Here is a 24,228-nt window from a genome sequence, read left to right as displayed (position 1 = left end):
GCTCGAGCTGCGGCGCCGCGTCGAAGTAATCCTCCAGCGCCCCCTTGCCGCGCGACGTCACGAAGATGAATTCCTTGATCCCCGCCGCGCGCGCCTCGTCGATCGCGTACTGGACCAGCGGACGGTCCACCAGCGTCATGATCTCCTTGGGTACCGACTTCGTCGCCGGAAGAAAACGGGTCCCCAGACCCGCAACCGGCAAAATCGCCTTCGTCACCTTGTTCTGCATAATGCGCTCCGGGCTACAAAATCCTGAAAAACGACAAATACACGCGCCGCGGTGGCAGGTCGCGCACCTCGACATGGCATGGTGTCATAACGCCAAACCGCCACCATTCCAAGAGCCGCGCCCGCCGGCGGCCTCAGCCGAGAAGGATGCCCACGACGACCATCATCAGCCCCAGCGCGGACAACAGGAATGCACCCAGGTTGACCGGCAGAACCGACTGGATGCGCGCGCGCAGTTCCTCGTCGCTCAACCCGGCGCGCCGCGCCCGCCAGACACGCAGGATGCACCACACGAGCCCGCCCAGTCCCGCCAGCGACACCGCCGCGCCGATCCAGATCAGTATGTCCATGGCCACCTCCGCCGCGCTCCTGCCGCGCGTCGTCGCCTAGACGATCCGGCGGCGCACCGCAAGCCGCCCGCGCCGCCCTTGCAGGCGCCCGGCACGCAGGCTACGAGGACGCCGGGCAGCCGAGGGATCAGAGATGACCGACACCAGCACAGACGCCAGCACCGAGGCAAACTACCGCGTGACCGCCGAGGAGCTGCGCCAGTTCGTCGAACGCTTCGAGCGGCTCGAGGCGGAAAAGAAGGACCTCGCCGACCAGCAGAAGGAAGTCATGGCCGAGGCCAAGTCGCGCGGCTACGACACCAAGGTGATGCGAAAGCTGATCGCGCTACGCAAGCGCGACAAGGAAGACATCGCCGAGGAGGAGGCCGTGCTGGAAATGTACAAGGAAGCGCTGGGCATGTGAGCCGCGGGCGGCCGCGCCTCAGGGCGCGATCATGGTGACGCCCGGCATTCGCTGGATCTCGTAGACATCCTCGTCGTAGATCTCCGACAGCCGGTCGACGAAGGCCTCGGTCCAGCCGGGAACGTCGAGTTCCTCCTCGATCTCCGTCTCGCGGGCGAACTTGTCGAGGAACGCGGCGATGACCCGGCGCTTCTGCACCTCGGGCATGCCGGGGTGGCTTTCGAGATAGGCGTTGAAACGCTGCATGCCCGTATCGGTCATGATCTCCGAGAGCAACGCGTGCTCGCCCTCGAAGGGCACCGTCGGGTCGAGGCCGGCCATCTCGCGCACGATCTCCGCCCAGATGAACGGCGTATCCTCGTTGCACCAGACGGTGATCTGCAAGCCGGGGACGGCCGCGCGGATGCGTGTCAGCATCTCGGACCACCGCATCTCGAGCGGGTCCACCCCGTCCATGAAGTCGGTGAAATTCTCGAAGGGGGTTTCACGGAAGATCGCGGGCAGGAACGTGGCCGGGTTGCGGATGGCAAAGAAAAGCTCGACCTCGTCGGGACCGAAGAGCCTGTTGAAAACCTCCATGCGCGGCCCGGCGGCACGGTAGAACTGGCCGCCCGAAACAGCCATCTTCGGCATCCCGAAAAAACCGGGGTTGCCCAGCACCAGCCGGTCGACCGCCGCGCCCTGAACAATGGCGTCGAGCAGGACGTCGCGCGCGTCATCGCTCACGCCGTTGCCCTGCGCGGCATGGATCGCGTCGCGCAGGAGCTTGCGGTAGCTGCCGGTGCCGGGGACGACCGTGCCGTGGCGCGACAGCAGGTCCCGGTTCTTCATCAGACACTTCAGCAGCCGGTCCTCGTCGGTCTTGTGGGCGCCTGCGTGAAGAACGACCTGCATGCGAAAAACGAACCCCGTGTCCTCTCTGACGGTCCGGCACACTATAAGAGCTTTTCCAGTCAGTTAAACCGATTTCGCTCGCGCGCGGCAGGCACCACCGCGGTCGCCGCAGCGGCGGCGCCCGGTTTTCGCTTGCGACCTGCCGGCTCAGCGCCTATCCAGATGCCCGGGCCCCTATAGCTCAGCTGGTAGAGCAACTGATTTGTAATCAGTAGGCCGGGAGTTCGAGTCTCTCTGGGGGCACCAACGCAGCCCAACCTGCATGTCCAGCCCCTGAACACCGGCCCGCGGGTCAAAACCCCCTGCGCACGCCCACCGCGAGGGCGTTGGAGCCCGTGTCGGTCGCGAACAGCCCGTAGGCGTCCGAACGATGGTGCAGGCGCAGGAAGGCTGAATCGCCGGTATCGTTGAGCGCGAACGCGGTTTCGAGGAAGAAGTAGAGCAATCCCCGCTGGGACGCGCCGCGGGTGGCCACCTCTACCCGCGGCGTTTCGGTCGCGTAGGACATTCCGATTCCGAACCCGAAACTGTCGAAGGCCGGCACCCAGGGATCGCGCGGGCTGTAGCGGATCGTGGCCGGCACCACGAATTCCTGGTACTCCTGCTGCCCGAAATGCTGGTTGAGCTGGAACTCGACGCCCAGATCCCAGCGCATGTCGCGAAGCGGTCTTTCGTACCCCACGACAAGCCCCGCGAGACCGTTGTCGGCGAAATCCGTCTTGCCGGGGACAAGGACTTCGTCGATGCCGTTCGTTGTCATCTGACCTGCGACGACCGCGACGGACCAGCCGCCATCGTGCCGGTCGCGGTCCTGCGCGGTCGCGATGCGGGGATCGATCAGGGAAACTGCCGCGACCAACGCAACGGCAAGCTGCGTGTTCTCAGGGAATGACAAAAAGCGGTCCTCACCTTCTTGACGGACATCCCCCAGGCGCCGCGCCTTTGATTCTACACGCGCTTCGCCGCGGGGAACAAGCCTCAAGACGCCGGTTGCGCGGCAATATGGCCGGCGGCGCACGGGCGGGACGTTGGCCGGGGCCCCGGGCGCCGTTCCTCGGGCCCGGGCGGTGTTTATCCGGGCGCGCGTCTTCCCGGCGGCCGCACGCACGCCTGACGCGCGCGGCCCGAGCGCCGCCTCACAGAGGCGGCTTGACGAAGGCGGGCATGGCCTTGCCCCGTTTCTCGCAGTCGAGAAAGGTTCGCGCGGTGTCCAGTGCCTCGCGGATCGTCACGTCCATGTCGAGGTAGCGGTAGGTGCCCAGCCGGCCCACGAATGTCACCCCGCCGGTGGCCTCCGCGCGGTCGATGTAGTCGGCCAGCAGCGCCTTCTCCTCGACCAGCCGGATCGGGTAATAGGGGATGTCGCCGGCGTCGCAGGCGCGGGAATACTCGCGGTAGCACACGGTTGCGTCGTGGCTTTCCCACGGCGAGAAATACTTGTGCTCGGTGATGCGGGTATAGGGCACCTCGGCATCGCCGTAGTTCATCACCGCGCAACCCTGGTAGTCGCCCGTGTCGGTGAACCGTTCGAAATCGAGGGTGCGGTACCCCAGCCGGCCCAGTTCGTAGTCGAAGAACCCGTCGAGCGGCCCGGACCAGAAGACGTGGTCATACCGTGCGCCCATCCCTGCGCCGTAGGGCGTGTCGAGGTGCACGTCGATGCCGGGATGGTCGGCCATCGCTTCGATCATGTCCGTGTAGCCATGCTCGGGCATGCCCTGGAAGCGGTGGAAGAAGTAGTTGTCGTCGTAGGTGAACCGCAGCGGCAGCCGCTTGAGGATCGAAGCGGGCAGCTGCGTCGGCGAACAGCCCCACTGCTTCTCGGTGTAGCCCTTGAAGAAGGTCTCGTAGATGTCGCGGCCCACGAAACGCAGCGCCTGTTCCTCGAAGCTGCGGGGATCGTCGATCCCGGTCTCGGCGCGGGCCTCGACGAAGGCGCGCGCCTCGGCCGGGCGCATGGTGGCGCCGAAGAACTGGTTGATCGTGTGGAGGTTGATGGGCATCGAAAAGACCTGCCCGCGCGCGGTGGTCTTCACCTGGTGGCGGTAGGGCATGAACCTCTGGAAGCGCGTCACGTACTCCCAGACCTCCGCGTCATCGGTGTGAAAGATGTGCGGGCCGTAGACATGCACCTGCACCCCCGTCTCACTGTCGCGTTCGGTATGGCAGTTCCCGCCCAGGTGCGGCCGGCTGTCGATGATCGTGGCCTTGTGGCCCGCTTCGGCCAGTTCCCGGCCGATGACAACGCCGGACAGCCCGGCCCCCACAAGCAGAACGTGCAATGCCTTCACTCCCCGTTACTCTCGCTTCCGGGTGATGTCAGAGTTCGCCGGGCGAAACAACTCGGCACTTGCCGGCGCATGTCACGCCGTCAGTTGCTGGTGGCGTTCGATCGCCTCGTCGAGGTCATCATAGTATTCCAGCCGCCCGTTGTTGAGCACGACGCCGGAATCGCAGAAATCCCGCACCTGCTTCATCTGGTGGCTGACCATGATGGCGCTGGCGTTCTTGACGCGGTGCTTGAAGACCGCCCGGCTCTTGCGGTTGAAGGCCGGGTCGCCCACGGCGGTGGTTTCGTCGATGAGATAGGTGTCGAACCTGATCCCCATGGACAGGCCGAAGCCCAGGCGCGCCTTCATTCCCGAGGAGTATGTGCGGACGGGCATGTCGAAATGCGCCCCGATCTCGGCAAAGTCGGCGACGAAATTGACCAGCTGCTCGGTGTCGACCCCGTAGACGCGGGCGACGAAGCGCACGTTCTGCGTGCCTGTCATCTGCGGGTGGAACGACCCGCCGAAGCCGACGGGCCAGGACATCGTTCCGTCGGTAATCACGCGGCCGGTATCGGGGGCCTGGATGCCCGCGACGATTTCGAGCAGCGTTGACTTGCCCGCGCCGTTGCGCCCCAGCAACGCGAGCGACCTGCCCGTCGGCAGGGTCAGGTTGAGGTTGTCGATGACGGTCTTGCGCCGCCCCTTGATCCAGAAGCTCTTGGACAGGTTCTCGAACTTGATCATCGCTTACCGGCTGTCACGCACCGAGTAGAAGATCAGCGTGGCGATGGCCCATGCCAGCAGAAGGAACAGAGCCGACAACCCGAAGAGCATCCAGCGCTGGGGGAACTCCGAACTGTGCGGGTAGGTCGGCTTCACGTAGGCGGCCAGGTAGCGCGTCTGCCGCATCGCTTTCGAGCGCGCCTGCTCGAGCGCGGTCAACGCCGCACCATAGCTTTTCTCGGCGAATTCCCGCTCAACGACAAGGCCCTCGTACTCGGAAATCAGCTTGGGATACCCCGGGCCACCCTCGGTGGGCGTTTCGGAGGTCACGTTCGCGCGCTCTTCGGCGATGCGTTCGCGAATCACTTCGATCCGCCGTTTGGCCTGCTGGATGCGGGGGTCATCGCCGTTGTTGCTCTCGCGGATCAGGTCGAGCTGGATCAGCGCCTCCGCCAGCTGTTGCTGGAGGGTGTTGAGCACCCCCATGCGGCCCTGGATATCGGTCTCGGGATCCACGATCTGGGTTTCCGTCCGGTAACGTGTCAGCGCCTCGCGCGCTGCCTTCAGCCTTGCCTGCGCTTCTTCGAGGTCAGCCTTGGCATACTGGATCATGTCCTCGCGCGCGTTCGCGTTAAGATCGTTGATCAGGTCCTGGCTTTCGCTGACGACGCTCTGCGCGATCGTCTGCGCCATGTCCGGTTCGAAGGCGAGGACTCGCAACTCGATCAATCCCGTGGACTGGTCGTAGGAGATCCGGATGATGCTACTCCAGAAATCCACGAGGTCCGACATGCTGGCCTCGGGCGACAGCCCGAAGATCGGATCGCTGTCGTAGTGGGACTGGTAATGCTCGGAGATCGAAAGATCCTCCTCCAGCCGCTCGACCAGCGCCGGGCTCTGAATGAACTCGTAAAGGATATCGGTGTCCGAACCAGAGCCGCTGGCACCGGCGAACTGCGCAAGGCCGCCGATCAGGTCCGACGCGGAGGTACTGTTTTCCTGCCGGACGGTGAACCCGACCTTCGAGGCGTACTGGTCGTCGGCCACCATCCAAAGGTAGGACGCCACGGCGATCAAAGGCACCAGAACCATCAGCCCGAAGGACGCGACCAGCCCCCAGTGCCGCTGCTTCATCTTTGCCGGTTCGGCCGGCGGCGCGATCTCCACGACCCGGGGCGCGGGCTTGTCAGCGGCTTTCTGCCCGCCTTTCCCCGCTTTCCGCTTCGCACCACCGCGCGACGGCTGCTTCTGCTCGGCCTGTGTCTCGGCCTCCTCCGACTGCGTCTGTGACGCAGCGTCCTCCGTCGAAGGATCCGGGGCGACCTTTAGTCTGTCGTTGGACATCAAATCCTATTACTGCTCAGGTTGCCGTTGAACATGCTCGTGCGACTCTACATAATGGCGCGTGCAAACACCAGACGCATGGCGTTTCCTTGTCAGACACCGCCGACGACGAACACATTCCCCAGCCGCTGGAGGCCCGCGGGCCCGACAACCTACTCTGGGTGCGGACGCGCACGATCTTCGCGCTCATGCTGCGCGAGATGTCGGCGCGCTACGGCAAGTCGCCGGGTGGCTACATGTGGGCCGTGCTGGAGCCGCTTGGCATGATCATCGTGCTGTCATTTGCGTTCTCGCTCGTGTTGCGGTCACCCTCGCTGGGCAACAGCTTCATCCTGTTCTACTCGGCGGCATACATTCCGTTCATCTTCTATTCCAACATCCAGCGGTTCGCAGGCGCCGCGATCAACTTTTCCAAGCAACTGCTGAAATACCCGATCGTCAGCTGGCTTGACGCCGTCATGGCGCGCGTGGCGCTCAACGCCCTGACGGGCCTGCTGGTCGCCTACATCATCATGACCGGGATCCTGGCGCTGAACGACACGGTCGCCGTGCTCGACTTCGAGCCGATGATCGTCGCCATGACACTGGCCCTGCTACTGGGAACCGGCGTGGGCCTCACGAACTGCGTTCTCTTCGCCTTCTTCCCGGCATGGCAGAACACCTGGAGCATCGCGACCCGCCCGTTGTTCCTGGCGTCCGCGATCCTCTACATCTACGAGGATCTGCCGCCGATGGCGCAGGCCGTGCTGTGGTACAACCCTCTGGCGCATGTGACCGGGATGATGCGCACGGGGTTCTTCCCGATGTACGAGGCACAGTACATCTCGACGATCTACGTGCTTTCGTTCGCGCTGATTCTCAATGCATTGGGCTTCATGCTGATGCGGCGGCACCACAAGGAGGTGCTCAACCGCTGAGTGCGAGGCGGGGCATGCCGCACTCGCTCCTGCCTGCCGCGCGCCCGCACGCAGAGGCGCCCGGAATTCAGACCGGCATGTTGTCGAATTCCGCCTCGATCGCGTCCTCGGCAAGCTGATCGTCCAAATCGCGCAGTTTGCTCGGCACCGGCTGGCCGCTGTGCGACAGCTTCTCGATCAGACGGTGCAGTTGCGACTGGAACTTGTAGCGGTTCGCGGGATCGGCCGCGCGAATCCGGATTTCCAGCGCTTCGAGTTCCTTGTGGAGGTCTTTCATCACATCGCCTCTTGCTTGTCCGTCCCGTCGGCCCGCGCGACCCGAGGCGCCGCGACCGGAAGTCGTGGCGTACCACGCGCCTGCGACGGTTTCGTGTCAGCCACCCGCGGCGCAGGTACGGCAGAACGGCGTGTCCGGCAGGATCTCCAGCCTTGCCTCCGAGATCTCCTCGCCGCAACGCACGCATTCCCCGTACACGCCGTCGCGGATGCGCTGGAGGGCTGCACGGATACGCGCGATTTCCGCCTCGCCGCTGTGGCCCAGCTGCTCGAGCACCTCGTCACCCTCGCGTTCGACGGCCTTTTCTTCCCAATCCTTGGGTGGGGGGGTGTCGAGCTCGGATTCGATCTCGTGAAGCCGCGAGTCGAGCTCGGCCAGCCGGTCGAGCAGCATGCGGCGGTACTTTTCGGTGTCGTGCATCAGTTCCTCCCTGACAGCGGATAAAATGTCAGATTGACGGTCTTGCAACCTTGATGCAGGTCAACCGCATTTCTCAACTCGCCCCTTGCGACATATGCAGTTTTTGCTATATGAGCGGTGGAAACGGAGGTCCCAACATGTCACCAGACGTCAAAGCATTCTTCGACGACGCAACGAACACGATATCCTATGTCGTCCGCGACCCGGCGGGCAGCGCCTGCGCGGTCATCGATTCCGTGCTGGACTTCGATTATTCGTCGGGCCGCACCGACACGAAGTCGGCCGACGAGATCATCGCCTACATCAAGGCCGAAGGGCTCGACGTTCAGTGGCTGCTCGAAAGCCATGTCCACGCCGACCACCTGTCGGCTGCGCCCTACATCCAGCAGGAACTGGGCGGCAAGATCGGAATCGGCGAAAAGATCCGCGTGGTGCAGGACACCTTCGGCAAGGTGTTCAACGAAGGCACCGAGTTCCAGCGCGACGGCAGCCAGTTCGACAGGCTGTTCGAGGAAGGCGACAGCTTCCACATCGGCCAGCTGCGCGGCGACGTGCTGCACACGCCCGGCCACACGCCGGCCTGCCTGACCTACGTGATCGGCGACGCAGCCTTCGTGGGCGACACGATCTTCATGCCCGACTTCGGCACGGCGCGCTGCGATTTCCCCGGCGGCTCGTCCGAGAAACTCTACGAGTCGATCCAGAAGATCCTCGCCCTGCCCGACGAGACGCGCATCTTCGTCGGCCACGACTACAAGGCGCCCGGCCGCGACGATTACGCCTGGGAATCGACGGTCGGTGAACAGAAGGCCAAGAACGTGCACGTCGGCGCCGGCAAGAGCCGCGACGAGTTCGTCGAGATGCGCGACACCCGCGATGCGAAACTCGGCATGCCCAAGCTGATCATCCCCTCGCTGCAGGTGAACATGCGCGCCGGCCAGATGCCGCCCGCCGACGATCAGGGCGACGTCTTTCTCAAGGTGCCCGTCAACAAGATCTGACGAACCGCCGGTCGGCGGCGGGCGCGAACACCGCCGCCGACCGGGTTCTATTCTCATGGACCAAAAGGAAACGCGACAATGATTGACCCCGACTGGATCTGGGGGCTGGTGGGCGGCGTGCTCATCGGCCTCGGCGGCGCCGTCTACCTGCTGGGTAACGGCCGCATCATGGGTGCCAGCGGCATCCTCGGCGGGCTGGTGGACGGCTCCGGCCGCCGCTCGGCCGGCGAACGGCTGGCGTTCCTCGCCGGCGTGGTGCTGCTGCCCGTCCTGCTTCTGCCCCTCTACGGCACGGTGGATACCCACATCACGGAAAACGCGGTGGTGCTGATCGCCGGTGGCCTGCTGGTGGGGCTCGGCACGCGCCTGGCCAACGGGTGCACCTCGGGCCACGGCGTCTGTGGCATGTCACGCCTGTCGGCACGCGGCATCGCGGCCACGGTCGTCTACCTTGCCGCCGGCGGGCTGGCCCTGCTGATATTCCGTCACGGACTGGGGGTGGTGTGATGCGCATACTTCTTGCTCTCGTCGCCGGCGGGCTGTTCGGTGCCGGGCTGTTCGTCTCGGGGATGACCGACACCGCCAAGGTCCAGGGCTGGCTGGATGTCTTCGGCAACTGGGATCCCACGCTTGCCTTCGTGCTGGGCGGCGCCTTGCTGCCGATGGCCGTGGCGTGGCGGTTGGCGCGCGCGCACCGTCCCGTTGTGGGCGGAGAGATCCCGCAGCCGCCAACGTCGCCGGTGGACGCGCGGCTTCTGGCGGGCTCGGCGCTTTTCGGGGCCGGCTGGGGTCTCGTGGGCCTGTGCCCCGGCCCCGCGATCGCATCGCTGACCTACGGCGGGACCGGCCACATCGTCTTCTTCGTGGCGATGGTGGCAGGCATGATCCTGCTGCCCCTGGTGACACGCGCCGCGGCACGCCGCAGCACTGTCGCCGCCGAATAAGGCCCGATTCCGAAACAGGCGGCGCGGGCAGGATTCCGCGCCTCAGGACGGGCGCCGCCAAGCGGCGCCCGTTTTCCCGTTTTCGCAGAATCAACCAATTTCTGCCACTTTCTGAAGAAATTTGATGAGCTATTTTCAACCGAGGCGGGTTCCGTTCCGGCGCGGTTGGCACCGCCTTGTCTTTGCCAAACCCGCGCCGCCCGCGGGCTCGGCAAGGAGGTTGACATGCGCCCCACCCGTCTTTTCGTTTCGATCGCCCGGGACGAATCCGGCGTGGTCAACGTGGACTGGGTCGTGCTGAGCGTCGCGATCCTGGGCGGCACGGTGCTGGGCCTCGCCGTGCTCAACCACGGCGTCGCCGGACTGAGAAACGAGATCGTCAGCGGATTCGACCGGACAATCACCGCCTCGGAGACGGTCAGCGGCCCCTAACCGTCCACGTCCGCGTGTCCGCCAGTCAGGGTTGGCCGCGGGTCGGTCGCCTCGCGCGCGGCGCCTTCCCCGGTCGCACCGAGCGCCGGCACCTCGTTGCCCGTCTCGCCGGACCTGCCGTCCCCGTCGGCGCCCGTTGGCGGTACCGCAACCTCGCCCGCCTGATCCTGCTCGGCGCCGGACCTTCCGGTGTCCGGTACCGCGTCGTCGGCCGCCGCCGGGCCAGGCGCCCTGCCCTGTGGCAGGCCGCCGCCCATCCGCACCGCCCGGGCGCCGTTCAACTGTCCCAGCCGCACCTGCGCGACGCTGACGTTGCCGGTCGTCACCAGGTCCGTGGCATCGAAATCGGCCCCCGTCACCGGCACCACGTCGCCAACGCGCAGCCCGGCAACGGCATCCAGCGGCAGGCTGACACGGGCAATCACGGCGTCGAACGTCGCGCGGGCGCCCAGGACGTTGGCGGCGATGCCCGGGCAGGGCGCGCCATGGGTTTCCTCGCTTGCGCGGTCCGCTGCGGCATCTGCCGGCGGCGCCGCGGCGGGCACCGGCAGGACAAGCACGATCTGCCCGGTCCGTGCCCCGCCCGCGATATCGAGCGACACGCGGAACACGTCGTATTCCGGCATCTCCAGTGCAAGACAAAGCGCCCGCGCCGCGCCGACGCGGTCGCCGAAGCGATAGGGCGTCGCCCACCGGTCGACACCCGCCTCCTGCATCGTGGCCTCGAACCGCCGCAACGTTTCGTCCACGTAGGGCGCGGCGATCGCGGCGTCGGTCCGCGTCATCTCGCGCGCGGGCACGGGCGCGCCGGCGACCCGGCCCATCGTCTGAACCTCGATCAGCGCCGCGACAAGCTGAGGGTCGAGCGCGGCACCACCGCGCCGGCCGCCCTGTCCGTCCAGCAACACCAGCAGCGCATCGTCGTCGAAAAAACCGTGCAGGGCATCCTGAGGCACGCGCGTCTGTTCCACCGTCGCGACGGTCATCGCGAGGTCGAACAACGCATCGGCGGCCTTCGCGAGCGCCAGACGCAGCGCCTTGGCCGGCGAGGTCGCCCGCCCGTCAAACCCGTCCCGGGCGATCTTCACCTTGCGTTGCAAAGCCGGGTTATGCGTCACCGTAACCAATTCCTCCGCCGGGGCCCGCCGCGGGGGCTTGGCAGCATCCTAGCGGGCGCATGGTTACCAGTGTGTTGACCGTCGCGAAGGCGGCTACTGCGCGGCCATTTGCTCGCCCAGCGGCAGAATCACCCGGAAGGCCGCCCCGCGCTGGCCCGGCAAATAGGTGATCGAGCCGCCAAGCCGCGCCATGATCTCGCGGCAGATGGCCAGCCCCAGCCCCGCGCCGGCCACCCTGGTCTGCCGCACGCGCGAGAACTTCTCGAAGATCATCGCGTGCTGGTCCGCGGGGATTCCCGAGCCGTTGTCCGAGAAATCCACGACGAGCTGGCCATCACGTTCAGCCGCCGAGATGGTCAGCACCGGGGTTTCGGCATCGCAGTATTTCCGGGCGTTCGAGATCAGGTTGATGAAGACCTGCGCCAGCCGTTCGGGGTCGGTCGTCAGCGCGATGTTCTCGGCCGCGCGATTGCGCTGGATCCTGAAACCGCCGGCTTCGCCGCCGGTGGCGTCCACCGCCCGGTCGAGCATCCCGGCCAGCGTGCCGTGCTGGATGTTGAGGTTGACCCGACCGCTTTCCAGCACGCTGAGATCGAGAAGATCGTCGAGGAGCCGGGTCAGGCGCACAGCCTCGTCGTGGATGATCGACGAATACTTGCTCTGCTCGTCCGCGCCGAGCCCCTCGGTATCGCGCAGGATTTCCGAAAAGGACCGGATCGAGGTCATCGGCGTGCGCAACTCGTGACTGACCTGGCTGAGAAAGGCATCCTTCTGCAGCGACAGTTGCGTGAGTTTCTCGTTCGCTTCGCGCAACTGCCGGGCGGTGCGGGCCTGTTCGGCCGACTTGGCCTCGAGCCGGCTGGAGTACTCCATGATCTGGGCGGTCTCGTCGGCCACCGCCATGAGATCCTCGACCGAGACCGAGGTCCCGCCCACGATCTGGGAGATCATCGCGTGGGCCGTGGCGGCGCCGACCGAGCCCGACAGTTCACGCTCGAGCTCGCGCAGGAAATCCGGCGTCGGATCGGGCAGGTAGCCCGCGATCCCCTGCCGCCGCGCGGCATCCGAAAACAGCTTCTGCGCCTGCGGCGCCCCCATGATCCGCTGCGCCATGATCAGAAGGTCCTCGGTCTCGCCCTTGCCGGCGCGCCAGCTGCCGCCGGTGTTGGAATGCTCGAAGACGTTGACGAACTGTGCCCCCTGAAGCCGCTCGATCGGCTTGGGGAAGGTGATGAGAGAGACAACCACGAAGGCGCCCGTGTTGAACAGCATGCTCCACATGACCGCGTGCACGACCGGGTCCATCCCGTCCGCGCCGAACAGCGCCTGCGGCCGCAGCCACGCCATCCCGAAAAGCCCCGAGTCCAGCACGTGCTGCGGCAGGAAGACCGTCGGCCCGAAACTGGGCAGGAACATGCTGTAGAGCCAGACGACGAAGCCCAGCGCCAGCCCCGTCACGGCACCGTTGCGCGTTGCGCCACGCCAGAACAGCCCGCCCAGAAGCGCGGGCAGGAATTGCGCGACCCCCGCGAAGGAGACCAGCCCGATCGCCGCCAGCGCGGCGCCCCCGCCCGACAGGCGGTAATAGAGGTAGCCCAGCAGCACCACACCCGCGATGCTAAGCCGCCGTGTCAGCAGGGCGACGCTGCGCAGATCGCCAGAGACGACGGCCGAGCCGCCGGTCGCCCACAGCCAGATCGGCATGACGATGTGGTTCGACACCATAGTGGACAGCGCGATGGCGGCGACGATCACCATCGAGGTGGCCGAGGAAAACCCGCCGAGGAATGACAGGATCGCCAACCCCTCCTGCCCCTGGGTGAGCGGCAGCGACAGCACGAACAGGTCGGGGTTGGCGTCGGCCGGCAGAAGATCGAGGCCCACCGCGGCGATCGGCACCACGAACAGGCTCATCAGCATCAGGTAGGCCGGGAAGGCCCAGGCGGCAGTGCGCAGGTGGCTTTCATCCTCGTTTTCCACCACCATCACCTGGAACATGCGCGGCAGGCACAGGAACGCCGCTGCCGACAGCAGGCTCAAGCCGATCCAGCGGCTGCCGGAGACCTGCCAGGCAGCGATGTTCGAGGCATCGATGCGCGCCATCGTGTCGGCGATCCCGTCGGTCAGCCCCCATACGACGAAGACGCCGACGGCCAGAAGCGCGAAGAGCTTCACGATCGCCTCGAGCGCGATCGCCATGACCACGCCGTGATGGCGTTCATTGGCATCGAGGTTACGGGTGCCGAACAGGATCGTGAACAACGCCAGCCCCAGCGCGACCAGCAGCGCGGTGGACTGGCGGCTGGGCTGCGTGGCGGTCGTCGGATCCAGCTCGGCAAATGTCGCGAAGGAAAGCGTCACCGACTGCAGCTGCAACGCGATGTAGGGCGTCGTGCCGATGACCGCCAGCAGGGTGACGATGATGGCCAGCAGGTTCGACTTGCCGAACCGGGACGAGATCAGGTCGGCGACCGAGGTGATCCGCTGGCTGCGGCCAAGGCGCACCATCTTGCGCAATGCCCACCACCAGCCGATCATCACCAGTGTCGGCCCGATGTAGATGGTCAGATACTCCAGTCCCGACCGGGCCGCGAAACCCACCGCGCCGTAGAACGTCCAGGCCGTGCAGTAGATCGACAGCGACAACGTGTAGACGACCGGGGAGCGCAGCCACCGCCCCCGGCCACGCCGGGCCGCGCGGTCGGCGCCGAAAGCCACCGCGAACAGCAGCACCACGTAGAGAAGGCAGAAGACGACGAGAAGATTGAGCGTGGGCATCAGCCGTCTCCCGCGTCGGAGCGGTCCTTTCTCACGGCCGGGTCGTCATGGCCGGGCAGGCGCGCCGAAATGACCGCCGAGAGCGCCACGAGCCCCGCCCAGACACCGAAGACGTACAGCATCACCGTGGTGGTGCGCGCCGGCTCGGCCTCCGGCGACCGCCACAGCAGCGGGATGCAGAACAGCACAACGCCCAGCAGCGGCAGCATACGCGCGGCATCCGTGAGCCGGCGCCGCCGGTAGGTCCGACGGGCCAGGAAGACGGGACCGGGATCGCGGCTCATGACTCCACCAGGCCGCGCACCGCGTCGAGAACATCGGCGTTCGAGAACGGCTTGGTCATGAAACGGCTGGCGCCGGCACGCTCGGCGAATTCACGATCCTTGGTCTGGCCGCGCGCGGTCAGCATCAGCACGGGCATTTCGGCCAGCGCGTCGTCCGCGCGCATCTCGCCGAGGATGTCAAAGCCGCTTCGCCCGGGCAGCATCACGTCGAGGATGACCAGCTGGGGCGCCGTCCGTCGGATGGCTTCCATCGCGTCGTGACCGTTGGAATGCGTCTTCACCTGCCAGCCGTCGCGGGACAGGATGAAGCTCACGGCCTCGATGATATTCGGTTCATCCTCGATCAGCAGGACTGTCTTGCCCATCCAGCCGGCCTCCCCTCCGAGCAGGATCGCGTCTTGACGCCCGGTCACTATCGTAAAAGCCCGGCGGAGTGTCAAAACCCGTCCTTGACGACCGAGGGTTCGCGCCGGGCATGGCAGGCCTGCCGGGGGCAGACGCGGCAACTCTTTCCGACCTCCTCGGCAGGGTCCGCGTGGTCGGCGCCGTCGTGCGGAATCACGAGCATGTAGGCGCGCAGCAGCGGCGGCTCGTTGAACCGCACCGGCTGCACCGTCTGCGATGCCGCCATGGCGACCACCGCCGGATCGTCCCGGCCGGCGTGGCGCAGGCGCGCGCGCATGGGCGCCCCCGGCTGCCCCAGCACCCGGAACAGCGGCCAGAGCGGACAGGCGCCGGTCATCCGTGGCACCTCGAATCCTTCCAGCGGCTTGTGCAGCGTGATCGCGCCGGATCCGTCGCACCCGACAAGCCCGGTCGGCCCCGTCACATGGGCCGGCAACGCGGCCAGCCGGCGCAACATGCGCGCGGGATCGACCCCGAACCGGGCGGCCAGGTCCTGCGGCGACACGCCGGTGTCCCCGACGGCGCCGACCAGCGGTTCCAGCGGCACACGCCGTGCGTCCTCGGCATAAAGCTGGAGCAGGTCCTGCGCGAGCTTGAGCGCGGTGGCCGACCGCAGCGTCCCGTCGGCTTGCAATACCTCCTCGATGGCATCGGCGCCGCCCGTCTCGATCGCGGGAAAATGATAGTCGTGGGCCTCGACGAAGGCTTCCAGCTCGTCCTGGGGCAGTTTCATCGACGTTTCGGCCTCCGGTGCGGCGTCGAGGTATTTCACCAGCGCCTCGGCGCCCTCGGCCAGGCGCTGGCTGTCCTCGTTGATGTTCCGGTGGAACCGTTGCTGCCACTCGGCCTCGAGCGAGCGGGTATCCGCAAGGATCGCCGCGGTCGAGCGGATCGCGGTAACCACCGACAGCACCTCGTGCAGCGAATCCGCCAGGTGCGGGTCGTGCGCCAGCCGGTCGGTGAGCGCCTTGACGGTCGTCTCGAGGCCCTGCTGGTCGCGGAACACCTCCACGACAAGTTCCGCCCACCCCGGGAAACGGGTTGCGAACTCCTCGATCCCCTCCACCGCGTCCTCGGGCGTCTCGCGATGCTCGAGCACCTCGCGCAGCCCGGCGATCAGCGTCGCCTCGGCGCCTTCCGACAGGAGTGCCGGCTCCACCTCCAGCGCGGCCGCGAGATCGAGCAGCGTCTTGCCGCCGATTCTGCGCCGGTTGTGCTCGATCAGGTTGAGGTAGGATGGCGAAATGCCCACCGCGCGTGCCAGTTCGGTCTGGCGCATGCCCTGTGAAAGCCTGCGTTCGCGCACACGGCTTCCCGTTCTCGAGCTCTCGACCATGGAATTTTCCCGTTCTTTCAAGGCATTTCCGCGACGCGGCGGAAAGTTTTTTACAGTTTTCCGCGCCTTCCTGTGTATATTTTTACAAAAAAGTTGTTTCTTGGAAACCGGTTGTTGCGCAATTTTCCCTCAACAGGCGATACTGCTTTTGCACATCTGTGCCATCTGGGGGAGGCATAGAGGAGGCTCTCCCCCGGGTTTTTGCTTAACGGGAGGATATCAATGTCCAAGAGCAACCTGACTCGCCGCGGCGTGCTGAAGACGGGAACGCTGGCCGGTGCCGGCCTCGCCGTGCCGACCATCTTCACCTCGCGGGCTCACGCTTTCACGAACGAGCCCACCGGCGGCACCGTGACCCTGGGCTTCAACGTGCCCCAGACCGGCCCCTATGCCGACGAGGGCGCCGACGAGCTGCGTGCCTACGAGCTGGCGGTCGAGCACCTCAACGGCGGAGGTGACGGCGGCATGCTGAACACCTTCAGCTCCGACGCGCTGGAGGGGGCCGGCATCCTCGGCAACAAGGTCGAGTACGTCACCGGCGACACGCAGACGAAGTCGGACGCCGCGCGCGCCTCGGCCAAGTCGATGATCGAGAAGGACGGCGCGATCATGATCACCGGCGGCTCGTCGTCGGGCGTGGCCGTGGCCGTGCAGGCGCTGTGCCAGGAGGCCGGCGTGATCTTCATGTCCGGTCTGACGCACTCCAACGACACCACCGGCAAGGACAAGCGGGCCAACGGCTTCCGCCACTTCTTCAACTCCTACATGTCGGGCGCGGCGCTGGCGCCGGTGCTCGAGGCCAACTACGGCTCCGACCGCAAGGCCTATCACCTGACGGCCGACTACAACTGGGGTTACACCACCGAGGAAGCCATCGTGTCCTCGACCGAAGCGATGGGCTGGGAGACGGTCAACACCGTCAAGACCCCGCTGACGCAGACGGACTTCAGCTCCTACATCGCGCCGGTCCTGCAGTCGGGCGCCGACGTTCTGGTTCTCAACCACTACGGCGGCAACATGGTGAACTCGCTGACCAACGCGGTCCAGTTCGGCCTGCGTGACAAGATGGTCAACGGCAAGCAGTTCGAGATCGTCGTGCCGCTCTACTCGCGCCTGATGGCCCGCGGTGCCGGCGAGAACGTCAAGGGCATCTTCGGCTCGACGAACTGGCACTGGTCGCTGACCGACGCGGGCTCCAAGGCCTTCGTCAAGTCCTTCGGCGAGAAGTACGGCTTCCCGCCGAGCCAGGCGGCGCACACCTGCTACGTGCAGACGCTGCTGTATGCCGACGCCGTGCAGCGCGCGGGCAGCTTCGAGCCCTGCGCCGTTGTCGAGGCGCTCGAGGACTTCGAGTTCGACGGCCTGGGCAACGGCCCGACGCTGTATCGCGCCGAGGACCACCAGTGCTTCAAGGACGTGCTCGTGGTGAAGGGCAAGGAGAACCCGCAGAGCGAGTTCGACCTGCTCGAGATCGTCGAGAAGACGCCGGTCGAGCAAGTGACCTATGCGCCGGATCACCCGCAGTTCTCGGGCGGTTCGCTGGGCACCTGCAACAACGGCGGCTGATCGAGGCCCACACACCGGCCGCGCGTTCACCGCGCGGCCGGACGCGCGTGCCGACGCCTAGGCGTGCACGCCCCACGTTACCCCTCACTTGCGAAGGATGGACTGATGGACGCTATCATCCTGCAGATCCTCAACGGGCTGGACAAGGGCTCGGCCTATGCGCTCATCGCGCTCGGCCTGACCCTCATCTTCGGCACGCTGGGCGTTGTGAACTTCGCGCACGGCGCGCTGTTCATGATCGGCGCGTTCTGCGCCGTGACCCTGTCGAAACTGCTGAACGCCAGCTACACCACGATCGACGAAACGAAAACCGACTTCCTCGGCAATCCGCTCAAGGTCGAAACCCCTTACGTCATGGACTGGTTCGGCCCCGAGGCCGGGGCGGCGATCATCGATTGGTCCGTGCCGCTGGCGATCCTCTTCGCAATCCCGATCATGATCCTGATCGGCGTGATCATGGAGCGCGGGCTGATCAAGCATTTCTACGCGCGCCCGCATGCCGACCAGATCCTCGTGACCTTCGGCCTGGCGATCGTGCTGCAGGAGATCATTAAGTATTACTTCGGCGCCAACCCGATCCCGACGCCCGCGCCCGACGCCTTCACCGGAAGCTTCGACTTCGGGCAGCTGATCGGCTTCGAGGCCAACCAGATCATCTATCCCTACTGGCGCCTGGTCTATTTCGCCTTCGCCGCGGTGGTGATCGGCGCAGTCTTCGCCTTCCTCCAGTTCACGACCTTCGGAATGGTCGTCCGCGCCGGCATGTCCGACCGCGAGACCGTGGAACTGCTGGGCATCAACATCAACCGCCGGTTCACCATCATGTTCGGCATCGCCGCCGCCGTGGCGGGCCTTGCCGGCGTGATGTACGTGCCGATCAACCCGCCCAACTATCACATGGGGATGGATTTCCTCGTGCTCAGCTTCGTCGTGGTCGTCGTCGGCGGCATGGGCTCGCTGCCCGGTGCCGTGTTCGCCGGCTTCCTGCTGGGCATTCTCGAAAGCTTCGCCTCGATGGGCGCGGTGATCGACGTTCTCCCCGGCATCAACCAGATCATCATCTATCTGGTCGCCATCGTCATTCTGCTGACGCGTCCGCGGGGCCTGATGGGCCGCAAGGGCGTGATGGAGGAATAAGCCATGCTAGGCCTCGGAAAAAAAGACACCCTTCTGCTTGGCATCGTCGCCGTACTGACGATCCTGGCCCCCTTCATCTTCAACCCGTTCCCGGTGAACAGCGCCATGGCGCAGTTCAACGCCGGCTACCCCGACCTGCTGCAGCGGTTCGTGATCTTCGGGATCTTCGCCATCGGCTACAACCTGCTGTTCGGGCTGACGGGCTACCTCAGCTTCGGGCACGCGGCCTTCCTCGGCGTGGGCTCCTACGCGGCGGTCTGGATGTTCAAGCTTCTGTCGATGAACGTGATCCCGGCGATCGCGCTGTCAGTGCTCACCGCGGGCCTCTTCGCGGTGCTCATCGGCTACATCAGCCTGCGTCGCTCGGGCATCTACTTCGCGATCCTCACGCTGGCCTTCGCGCAGATGACCTATGCGCTGGCCTACTCGGTGCTCACCCCGATCACCGGGGGCGAGACCGGGCTCCAGCTCGCGCTGAGCGACCCGCGCATCCTTGACGGGGCCGCCTCGGCCGAAGGCAACCTGCCGGTGCCCGGGCTGTTCGGGCTGGAGATGCGCGACAGCGTTCAGCTCGCCGTGGGCGACTGGCTGTTCACGTTCTCGGCCGGCTACTACTTCTCGGGGCTGGTCATGCTGCTCGCCTTCTACCTCGCGATCCGGATCTTCCGTTCCCCGTTCGGAATGATGCTGCGCGCGATCAAGTCGAACCAGCAGCGCGTCAACTACACCGGCCTGAACGCGCGGCCCTACACGCTCGCGGCCTTCGTGATCTCGGGCATGTACGCCGGGCTGGCCGGCGGCCTGATGGCGGCGATGGACCCCCTGGCCGGCGCCGAGCGGATGTACTGGACGGCTTCGGGCGAGGTGGTGCTGATGACCATTCTCGGCGGCGTCGGCACGCTGATCGGCCCGGTCCTCGGCGCGGGCCTCATCAAGTACATGGAAAACATCGTGTCGAAGATCAACTCGGACATCCTGCACGGCTGGTTCGCCTTCATGCCGGATGGTCTCGAGGACTTCATCGTCTCGATCATCTACCCGTTCATCGGCAAGGGCTGGCACCTGACGCTGGGCATCATCTTCATGCTCGTCGTGATCTTCCTGCCCGGCGGTCTGGTCGAGGGCGGCCAGCGGATCGCCCGCCTGCTGAGGCGCCGCAAGTCCGACAAGGACGAGGATGCGGGCCAGGCCAAGACCGAAGCCGCGGAATAAGGAGAGACTTCAATGGGAATTCTCGAAGTCAAGAACGTCAACAAGCGCTTCGGCGGCCTTCAGGCGCTGGGGGATGTCAACCTCAGCGTGGCCGAGAACAGCGTTCACGCCATCATCGGGCCCAACGGGGCCGGCAAGTCGACCCTGCTCAACTGCCTGGTGGGCAAGCTGATCCCGGACACCGGCAGCGTCATGTTCGACGGCCAGTCGGTGCTGGGGCGCAAGCCCTACGAGATCAACCAGATGGGCATCAGCCGCGTGTTCCAGACACCCGAGATCTTCGGTGATCTCTCGGTGATCGAGAACATGATGATCCCCTGTTTCGCCAAGCGCGACGGTGCCTTCCGCATGCATGCGATCGAAAGCACCGCCACCGAGCAGGAGATCATCGACCACGCCGAACAGGTCCTGGAGGAACTCAACATGGCCGACAAGCGGCACATGCAGGCCGCCTGGATGAGCCGTGGCGACAAGCGCCGGCTGGAGATCGGCATGTGCCTGGCACAGGACCCGAAGCTGCTGCTGCTCGACGAGCCGACGGCCGGCATGGCGCGGGCCGACACCAACAACACCATCGACCTGCTCAAGCAGATCCGCGACGAGGGCAAGATCACCATCGCGATCATTGAACACGACATGCACGTCGTGTTCTCCTTGGCCGAGCGGATCACCGTGCTTGCCCAGGGTCGTCCGCTGGTGGAGGACACGCCGGAAAACATCAAGGGCCATCCCAAGGTGCGCGAAGCGTATCTCGGCGAGACGGCGTGAGGGAAGGAGACTCGCGATGAATGTCAAACCCGACTTCTCCAAGAACAGGAACGTCGCCGAGACATCGGCCGCGTTCCTGTCGATCTGGGAGCTGAAGGCCTACTACGGCGAAAGCTACATCGTTCAGGGCATCAACTTCAACGTCCACGAAAGCGAGATTCTCGCGCTTCTGGGCCGCAACGGCGCGGGCAAGACCACCACCCTGCGCGCCATCGCGCGCATGAAAAGCCCGCAGGTGACGCACGGCGAAATCTGGCTCGACCACCAGCCGCTGCACAACATGAACGCGCACGAAGCCTCGCGCGCCGGCATCGGCCTCGTGCCCGAGGACCGCTGCATCATTCCCGGCCTGACGGTCGAGGAGAACCTGCAGCTTGCCCAGATCGCACCGCCGTTGGGATGGTCGATCGAGCGTATCTACGAGCTCTTCCCGCGACTGGCCGAGCGGCGCAAGCAGGAAGGCGTGACGCTCTCGGGCGGTGAACAGCAGATGCTCGCCGTCGCCCGCTCGCTGGCGCGCGACATCAAGGTGCTGCTTCTGGACGAGCCGTACGAGGGCCTTGCGCCGGTGATCGTCGACGAGATCGAGAAAACCCTGCACACCATCAAGGAACAGGGCATCACCACGGTCATCGTCGAACAGAACGCCATCCGCGCACTCGAGCTGGCCGACCGGTCCGTGATCCTCGACACCGGCGGAATCGTTTTCGACGGCACCGCCAACGAGGTGCTCGAGAACGAGGAACTGCGCGCGGAATACCTGGCCATCTGAGGGCCACGGCGCCCGCCCCGGCGTGCGCCGCCGGGGGCGGGGCCGTTCACATCCGACCGAACTCCAAAAGACAAAGGTCCGACATGTCCGACAAAACCTATCCGCCCAATCCCGAATTCGCCGCCAAGGCCCATATCGACGCGGCCAAGTACGAGGAGATGTACGCGGCGTCGATCAATGACCCCGAGGGCTTCTGGTCAGAACACGGCAAGCGCATCGACTGGATCAAGCCGTTTTCAAGGATCAAGGACGTGAACTTCGACTACGGCAACGTGTCGATCAAGTGGTTCGAGGACGGCACGCTCAACGTCGCCGCCAACTGCATCGACCGCCACCTCGAAGAACGCGGCGACCAGACCGCGATCATCTGGGAACCCGACGAACCCGGCGACGAGGCCCAGCACATCACCTACCGCGAGCTGCACGGCCACGTCAGCCGCATGGCCAACGTGCTCAAGAACCTCGGCATCGGCAAGGGCGACCGCGTGATCATCTACCTGCCGATGATCCCCGAGGCGGCCTATGCCATGCTCGCCTGCGCGCGCATCGGCGCGATCCATTCGGTCGTTTTCGCCGGCTTCTCGCCCGACGCTCTGGGCGCGCGGGTCAACGGCTGCGACGCCAAGCTGGTCATCACCGCCGACAGCGCCCCGCGCGGCGGCCGCAAGACCAAGCTGAAGGACAACGTGAACCAGGCGCTGCTGCACGACATCCAGGACGTCAAGTGCCTTGTCGTCCGCCGCACCGGCGACCAGGTCGCCTGGCGGCAGGATCTCGACTTCTGGCTTCACGAGGAAGTGGAGAAGGTCTCGGACGACTGCCCGGCCGAGGAGATGAACGCCGAGGATCCGCTGTTCATCCTCTACACCTCCGGCTCGACCGGCCAGCCCAAGGGCGTCGTGCACACCTCGGGCGGCTACCTCGTCTGGACGGCGATGACGCACCAGTACACGTTCGACTACCACGCGGGCGACATCTTCTGGTGCACGGCGGACGTGGGCTGGGTGACCGGCCACAGCTACATCGTCTACGGGCCGCTGGCCAACGGCGCCACGACGCTCATGTTCGAGGGCGTGCCGACCTACCCCGACGCGGGCCGCTTCTGGGCCGTCTGCGAAAAGCACAAGGTCAACCAGTTCTACACCGCGCCGACGGCGATCCGCGCGCTCATGGGCCAGGGCGACGAATACGTCACCCGCCACGACCTGTCAGACCTCAAGGTGCTGGGCACGGTGGGCGAGCCCATCAACCCCGAGGCCTGGAACTGGTACAACGACGTTGTCGGCAAGGGGAATTGCCCCATCGTCGATACGTGGTGGCAAACCGAGACCGGCGGCCACCTCATCACGCCGCTGCCCGGTGCCACGCCGACCAAGCCCGGGTCGGCGACGAAACCGTTCTTCGGCGTGCAGCCCACAGTGCTGGAGACCGAAAGCGGCAAGGAGATCGAGAGCACCGAGGCCGAGGGCGTACTGGTGCTCAAGAACAGCTGGCCGGGCCAGATGCGCACCGTCTGGGGCGACCACGAGCGGTTCGAGAACACCTATTTCCAGCAATACAAGGGCTACTACTTCTCCGGCGATGGCTGCCGTCGGGACGCCGACGGCTACTACTGGATCACCGGCCGCGTGGACGACGTGATCAATGTCTCGGGCCACCGCATGGGCACGGCAGAGGTCGAAAGCGCGCTGGTCGCGCATTCCAAGGTCGCCGAGGCGGCCGTGGTCGGCTACCCGCACGACATCAAGGGACAGGGCATCTACGCCTACGTCACCCTGATGGCCGGCGAGGAGCCCAGCGAGGAACTGCGCAAGGAGCTCGAAGGCTGGGTGCGCCAGGAAATCGGCCCCATCGCCAAGCCCGACCTGATCCAGTGGGCGCCCGGACTGCCCAAGACCCGCTCCGGCAAGATCATGCGCCGCATCCTGCGCAAGATCGCCGAGAACGATTACGGCAGCCTTGGCGACACGTCGACGCTGGCCGATCCCGGCGTCGTCGACGAACTGATCGAGAACCGGATGAACCGCGGCTGACACGCCCGTCGAACCGGACGCCAACGCACAAGGGCCGGCCCGATATGGGCCGGCCCTTTCCCGTTCGCGTCCGCGGAATCTTGCCGGGTTGACGCGCATCAATTTTCTGGCCCGCCAAACCGGTTAGGCTGGGTATGAAGGCGGGGCATGATGTACCGCCGAGGATTTGGAGGTTGTTATGAAAAAGACGATAGTCGCCCTGGCCTGTGCGGGGTCTCTCGCGCTTTCGGGCTGCATGACGATGAACCAGCAACGCCAGGTCGCCGGCGGGGTCGCCGGCGGCACGATCGGCCTGATCACCGCCAAGGCACTGGACGCCAGCGACGAGTGGACGATCGTTTCCACGCTCGCCGGGGCGACCGCCGGCTCGATGGTCGCGCGCAACACCTCGAACGATCGCTGCGCGTACAAGACGACCACGGGCGAATACCGCGTGGCGCCCTGCCCCTGACGCGGGGCGTTTCACCGGAATGAACGCGGGGGGCGCGGCAATGCCGCGCCCCCCGCGTCGCGTTGATGGCGCCGCCACCTTCACCGGGACACTCGTTCGGCGCTGAAATCGCTCCCCGGAGCGATTTCCGGGCGCGCCATTTCCGGGGCCCCGCCCGTTCGG

The 24,228-nt window shown here is 65.8% G+C and carries 27 protein-coding genes and 1 tRNA gene; 14 read left to right on the top strand and 14 right to left on the bottom strand.

Annotated features, from left to right (window positions below; all coding sequences use genetic code 11):
• Nucleotides 1–229, bottom strand: a 229-nt coding sequence (locus CEF10_RS13015) for a sugar phosphate nucleotidyltransferase (protein ID WP_269801323.1), incomplete at its 3' end; no start/stop codon positions are given.
• A gap of 133 nt (nt 230–362) precedes the next feature.
• On the bottom strand, nt 363–578 hold the full coding sequence (locus CEF10_RS13010; RefSeq protein WP_101068600.1) for a hypothetical protein: 216 nt from the start codon (nt 576–578) through the stop codon (nt 363–365).
• Nucleotides 579–711: 133 nt separating this feature from the next.
• Here CEF10_RS13010 and CEF10_RS13005 point away from each other — a divergent pair, with 133 nt between their 5' ends.
• A complete protein-coding gene (locus tag CEF10_RS13005) occupies nt 712–981 on the top strand; it encodes a DUF2312 domain-containing protein (protein WP_101068599.1) in 270 nt (89 codons plus the stop codon).
• Nucleotides 982–999: 18 nt separating this feature from the next.
• Here CEF10_RS13005 and CEF10_RS13000 read toward each other — a convergent pair whose 3' ends face one another.
• Nucleotides 1,000–1,875: a hypothetical protein gene (locus CEF10_RS13000; RefSeq protein ID WP_101068598.1), complete on the bottom strand. Its 876-nt coding sequence runs from the start codon at nt 1,873–1,875 to the stop codon at nt 1,000–1,002.
• Between the two features lie 170 nt (nt 1,876–2,045).
• On the opposite strand from CEF10_RS13000, the gene CEF10_RS12995 reads away from it, so the two are divergent.
• Nucleotides 2,046–2,121 (top strand) — tRNA-Thr (locus tag CEF10_RS12995).
• A gap of 46 nt (nt 2,122–2,167) precedes the next feature.
• On the opposite strand, the gene CEF10_RS12990 is transcribed toward CEF10_RS12995, so the two are convergent.
• The 4 genes from CEF10_RS12990 to CEF10_RS12975 all read right to left on the bottom strand — a co-directional run bounded on the left by CEF10_RS12990 (nt 2,168) and on the right by CEF10_RS12975 (nt 6,215).
• On the bottom strand, nt 2,168–2,770 hold the full coding sequence (locus CEF10_RS12990; RefSeq protein WP_232796505.1) for a hypothetical protein: 603 nt from the start codon (nt 2,768–2,770) through the stop codon (nt 2,168–2,170).
• Between the two features lie 241 nt (nt 2,771–3,011).
• Nucleotides 3,012–4,157, bottom strand: a complete 1,146-nt coding sequence (locus tag CEF10_RS12985) for a UDP-galactopyranose/dTDP-fucopyranose mutase family protein (protein ID WP_101068611.1) — start codon at nt 4,155–4,157, stop codon at nt 3,012–3,014.
• Nucleotides 4,158–4,238: 81 nt separating this feature from the next.
• Nucleotides 4,239–4,892, bottom strand: a complete 654-nt coding sequence (locus CEF10_RS12980; protein ID WP_101068596.1) for an ABC transporter ATP-binding protein — start codon at nt 4,890–4,892, stop codon at nt 4,239–4,241.
• A 3-nt stretch (nt 4,893–4,895) separates the two neighbouring features.
• Nucleotides 4,896–6,215 carry a sugar transporter gene (locus CEF10_RS12975; protein WP_157933028.1) on the bottom strand — a complete coding sequence of 440 codons (1,320 nt, stop codon included), beginning with the start codon at nt 6,213–6,215 and terminating at the stop codon, nt 4,896–4,898.
• 89 nt (nt 6,216–6,304) lie between these two features.
• On the opposite strand from CEF10_RS12975, the gene CEF10_RS12970 reads away from it, so the two are divergent.
• Nucleotides 6,305–7,132, top strand: a complete 828-nt coding sequence (locus tag CEF10_RS12970; RefSeq protein WP_101068594.1) for an ABC transporter permease — start codon at nt 6,305–6,307, stop codon at nt 7,130–7,132.
• Between the two features lie 67 nt (nt 7,133–7,199).
• Here the strand turns inward: CEF10_RS12970 and CEF10_RS12965 are convergent, their stop codons facing one another.
• Nucleotides 7,200–7,409, bottom strand: coding sequence for a hypothetical protein (locus tag CEF10_RS12965; RefSeq protein WP_101068593.1), 210 nt, complete (start codon nt 7,407–7,409; stop codon nt 7,200–7,202).
• 96 nt (nt 7,410–7,505) lie between these two features.
• Nucleotides 7,506–7,829: a TraR/DksA family transcriptional regulator gene (locus tag CEF10_RS12960; RefSeq protein WP_101068592.1), complete on the bottom strand. Its 324-nt coding sequence runs from the start codon at nt 7,827–7,829 to the stop codon at nt 7,506–7,508.
• A gap of 137 nt (nt 7,830–7,966) precedes the next feature.
• On the opposite strand from CEF10_RS12960, the gene CEF10_RS12955 reads away from it, so the two are divergent.
• The 4 genes from CEF10_RS12955 (at nt 7,967) to CEF10_RS12940 (ending at nt 10,206) form a co-directional block, all read left to right on the top strand.
• Complete coding sequence (locus CEF10_RS12955) at nt 7,967–8,830, top strand: MBL fold metallo-hydrolase (protein WP_101068591.1); 864 nt, start codon at nt 7,967–7,969, stop codon at nt 8,828–8,830.
• An 81-nt stretch (nt 8,831–8,911) separates the two neighbouring features.
• Nucleotides 8,912–9,337, top strand: a complete 426-nt coding sequence (locus CEF10_RS12950) for a YeeE/YedE family protein (RefSeq protein WP_101068610.1) — start codon at nt 8,912–8,914, stop codon at nt 9,335–9,337.
• Nucleotides 9,337–9,774 carry a DUF6691 family protein gene (locus tag CEF10_RS12945; protein ID WP_101068590.1) on the top strand — a complete coding sequence of 146 codons (438 nt, stop codon included), beginning with the start codon at nt 9,337–9,339 and terminating at the stop codon, nt 9,772–9,774. The genes CEF10_RS12950 and CEF10_RS12945 overlap by 1 nt, the downstream gene beginning before the upstream one ends.
• Nucleotides 9,775–9,999: 225 nt before the next feature.
• On the top strand, nt 10,000–10,206 hold the full coding sequence (locus CEF10_RS12940) for a hypothetical protein (protein WP_101068589.1): 207 nt from the start codon (nt 10,000–10,002) through the stop codon (nt 10,204–10,206).
• Here the strand turns inward: CEF10_RS12940 and CEF10_RS12935 are convergent.
• The 5 genes from CEF10_RS12935 to CEF10_RS12915 form a co-directional block, all read right to left on the bottom strand.
• Nucleotides 10,203–11,294 carry a FliM/FliN family flagellar motor C-terminal domain-containing protein gene (locus CEF10_RS12935; protein ID WP_157933027.1) on the bottom strand — a complete coding sequence of 364 codons (1,092 nt, stop codon included), beginning with the start codon at nt 11,292–11,294 and terminating at the stop codon, nt 10,203–10,205. The genes CEF10_RS12940 and CEF10_RS12935 overlap by 4 nt on opposite strands.
• A gap of 123 nt (nt 11,295–11,417) precedes the next feature.
• Nucleotides 11,418–14,102, bottom strand: coding sequence for a sensor histidine kinase (locus CEF10_RS12930; protein ID WP_101068587.1), 2,685 nt, complete (start codon nt 14,100–14,102; stop codon nt 11,418–11,420).
• Nucleotides 14,102–14,386 carry a hypothetical protein gene (locus tag CEF10_RS12925; protein WP_101068586.1) on the bottom strand — a complete coding sequence of 95 codons (285 nt, stop codon included), beginning with the start codon at nt 14,384–14,386 and terminating at the stop codon, nt 14,102–14,104. The genes CEF10_RS12930 and CEF10_RS12925 overlap by 1 nt, the downstream gene beginning before the upstream one ends.
• Entirely contained in the window at nt 14,383–14,751 is a 369-nt protein-coding gene (locus CEF10_RS12920; protein WP_101068585.1) for a response regulator transcription factor, read from the bottom strand. Before CEF10_RS12920 ends, CEF10_RS12925 begins: the two co-directional genes overlap by 4 nt.
• 71 nt (nt 14,752–14,822) lie before the next feature.
• Nucleotides 14,823–16,127: a helix-turn-helix domain-containing protein gene (locus CEF10_RS12915; RefSeq protein WP_101068584.1), complete on the bottom strand. Its 1,305-nt coding sequence runs from the start codon at nt 16,125–16,127 to the stop codon at nt 14,823–14,825.
• Between the two features lie 222 nt (nt 16,128–16,349).
• Between CEF10_RS12915 and CEF10_RS12910 the strand changes: the two genes are divergently transcribed.
• From CEF10_RS12910 to CEF10_RS12880, 7 genes are all read left to right on the top strand, one after another.
• Nucleotides 16,350–17,693 (top strand): substrate-binding protein, encoded by a 1,344-nt coding sequence (locus CEF10_RS12910; protein WP_101068583.1) that lies wholly within the window; start codon nt 16,350–16,352, stop codon nt 17,691–17,693.
• A 105-nt stretch (nt 17,694–17,798) separates the two neighbouring features.
• A complete protein-coding gene (locus CEF10_RS12905; RefSeq protein WP_101068582.1) occupies nt 17,799–18,830 on the top strand; it encodes a branched-chain amino acid ABC transporter permease in 1,032 nt (343 codons plus the stop codon).
• 3 nt (nt 18,831–18,833) lie between these two features.
• The gene (locus CEF10_RS12900) at nt 18,834–20,042 is read left to right on the top strand and encodes a branched-chain amino acid ABC transporter permease (RefSeq protein ID WP_101068581.1); all 1,209 of its coding nucleotides are present in this window, start codon (nt 18,834–18,836) and stop codon (nt 20,040–20,042) included.
• A gap of 12 nt (nt 20,043–20,054) precedes the next feature.
• Nucleotides 20,055–20,810 (top strand): ABC transporter ATP-binding protein, encoded by a 756-nt coding sequence (locus CEF10_RS12895; protein ID WP_101068580.1) that lies wholly within the window; start codon nt 20,055–20,057, stop codon nt 20,808–20,810.
• A 16-nt stretch (nt 20,811–20,826) separates the two neighbouring features.
• Nucleotides 20,827–21,582, top strand: a complete 756-nt coding sequence (locus CEF10_RS12890) for an ABC transporter ATP-binding protein (protein WP_101068579.1) — start codon at nt 20,827–20,829, stop codon at nt 21,580–21,582.
• Nucleotides 21,583–21,665: 83 nt separating this feature from the next.
• A complete protein-coding gene (acs, locus tag CEF10_RS12885) occupies nt 21,666–23,615 on the top strand; it encodes an acetate--CoA ligase (RefSeq protein ID WP_101068578.1) in 1,950 nt (649 codons plus the stop codon).
• A 178-nt stretch (nt 23,616–23,793) separates the two neighbouring features.
• A complete protein-coding gene (locus CEF10_RS12880; RefSeq protein WP_101068577.1) occupies nt 23,794–24,066 on the top strand; it encodes a glucose-6-phosphate isomerase in 273 nt (90 codons plus the stop codon).
• Nucleotides 24,067–24,228: the final 162 nt, after the last annotated feature.

It is taken from the genome of Roseovarius salinarum (genome assembly GCF_002834145.1).
Classification (GTDB): domain Bacteria; phylum Pseudomonadota; class Alphaproteobacteria; order Rhodobacterales; family Rhodobacteraceae; genus Roseovarius; species Roseovarius salinarum.
Note: the sequence above shows the minus strand (reverse complement) of the source record. Positions and strands in the feature narration are given on the sequence as shown.

Coding starts and splice junctions, on each gene's coding strand:
- CEF10_RS12920 (WP_101068585.1), bottom strand. CDS start 14,751: ATGGGCAAGACAGTCCTGCTGATCGAGGATGAACCGAATATCATCGAG.
- CEF10_RS12905 (WP_101068582.1), top strand. CDS start 17,799: ATGGACGCTATCATCCTGCAGATCCTCAACGGGCTGGACAAGGGCTCG.
- CEF10_RS12980 (WP_101068596.1), bottom strand. CDS start 4,892: ATGATCAAGTTCGAGAACCTGTCCAAGAGCTTCTGGATCAAGGGGCGG.
- CEF10_RS12960 (WP_101068592.1), bottom strand. CDS start 7,829: ATGCACGACACCGAAAAGTACCGCCGCATGCTGCTCGACCGGCTGGCC.
- CEF10_RS13005 (WP_101068599.1), top strand. CDS start 712: ATGACCGACACCAGCACAGACGCCAGCACCGAGGCAAACTACCGCGTG.
- CEF10_RS13000 (WP_101068598.1), bottom strand. CDS start 1,875: ATGCAGGTCGTTCTTCACGCAGGCGCCCACAAGACCGACGAGGACCGG.
- CEF10_RS12900 (WP_101068581.1), top strand. CDS start 18,834: ATGCTAGGCCTCGGAAAAAAAGACACCCTTCTGCTTGGCATCGTCGCC.
- CEF10_RS12925 (WP_101068586.1), bottom strand. CDS start 14,386: ATGAGCCGCGATCCCGGTCCCGTCTTCCTGGCCCGTCGGACCTACCGG.
- CEF10_RS12940 (WP_101068589.1), top strand. CDS start 10,000: ATGCGCCCCACCCGTCTTTTCGTTTCGATCGCCCGGGACGAATCCGGC.
- CEF10_RS12975 (WP_157933028.1), bottom strand. CDS start 6,215: ATGTCCAACGACAGACTAAAGGTCGCCCCGGATCCTTCGACGGAGGAC.
- CEF10_RS12965 (WP_101068593.1), bottom strand. CDS start 7,409: ATGAAAGACCTCCACAAGGAACTCGAAGCGCTGGAAATCCGGATTCGC.
- CEF10_RS12890 (WP_101068579.1), top strand. CDS start 20,827: ATGAATGTCAAACCCGACTTCTCCAAGAACAGGAACGTCGCCGAGACA.
- CEF10_RS12880 (WP_101068577.1), top strand. CDS start 23,794: ATGAAAAAGACGATAGTCGCCCTGGCCTGTGCGGGGTCTCTCGCGCTT.
- CEF10_RS12915 (WP_101068584.1), bottom strand. CDS start 16,127: ATGGTCGAGAGCTCGAGAACGGGAAGCCGTGTGCGCGAACGCAGGCTT.
- CEF10_RS12955 (WP_101068591.1), top strand. CDS start 7,967: ATGTCACCAGACGTCAAAGCATTCTTCGACGACGCAACGAACACGATA.
- CEF10_RS12945 (WP_101068590.1), top strand. CDS start 9,337: ATGCGCATACTTCTTGCTCTCGTCGCCGGCGGGCTGTTCGGTGCCGGG.
- CEF10_RS12930 (WP_101068587.1), bottom strand. CDS start 14,102: ATGCCCACGCTCAATCTTCTCGTCGTCTTCTGCCTTCTCTACGTGGTG.
- CEF10_RS13010 (WP_101068600.1), bottom strand. CDS start 578: ATGGACATACTGATCTGGATCGGCGCGGCGGTGTCGCTGGCGGGACTG.
- CEF10_RS12895 (WP_101068580.1), top strand. CDS start 20,055: ATGGGAATTCTCGAAGTCAAGAACGTCAACAAGCGCTTCGGCGGCCTT.
- acs (WP_101068578.1), top strand. CDS start 21,666: ATGTCCGACAAAACCTATCCGCCCAATCCCGAATTCGCCGCCAAGGCC.
- CEF10_RS12910 (WP_101068583.1), top strand. CDS start 16,350: ATGTCCAAGAGCAACCTGACTCGCCGCGGCGTGCTGAAGACGGGAACG.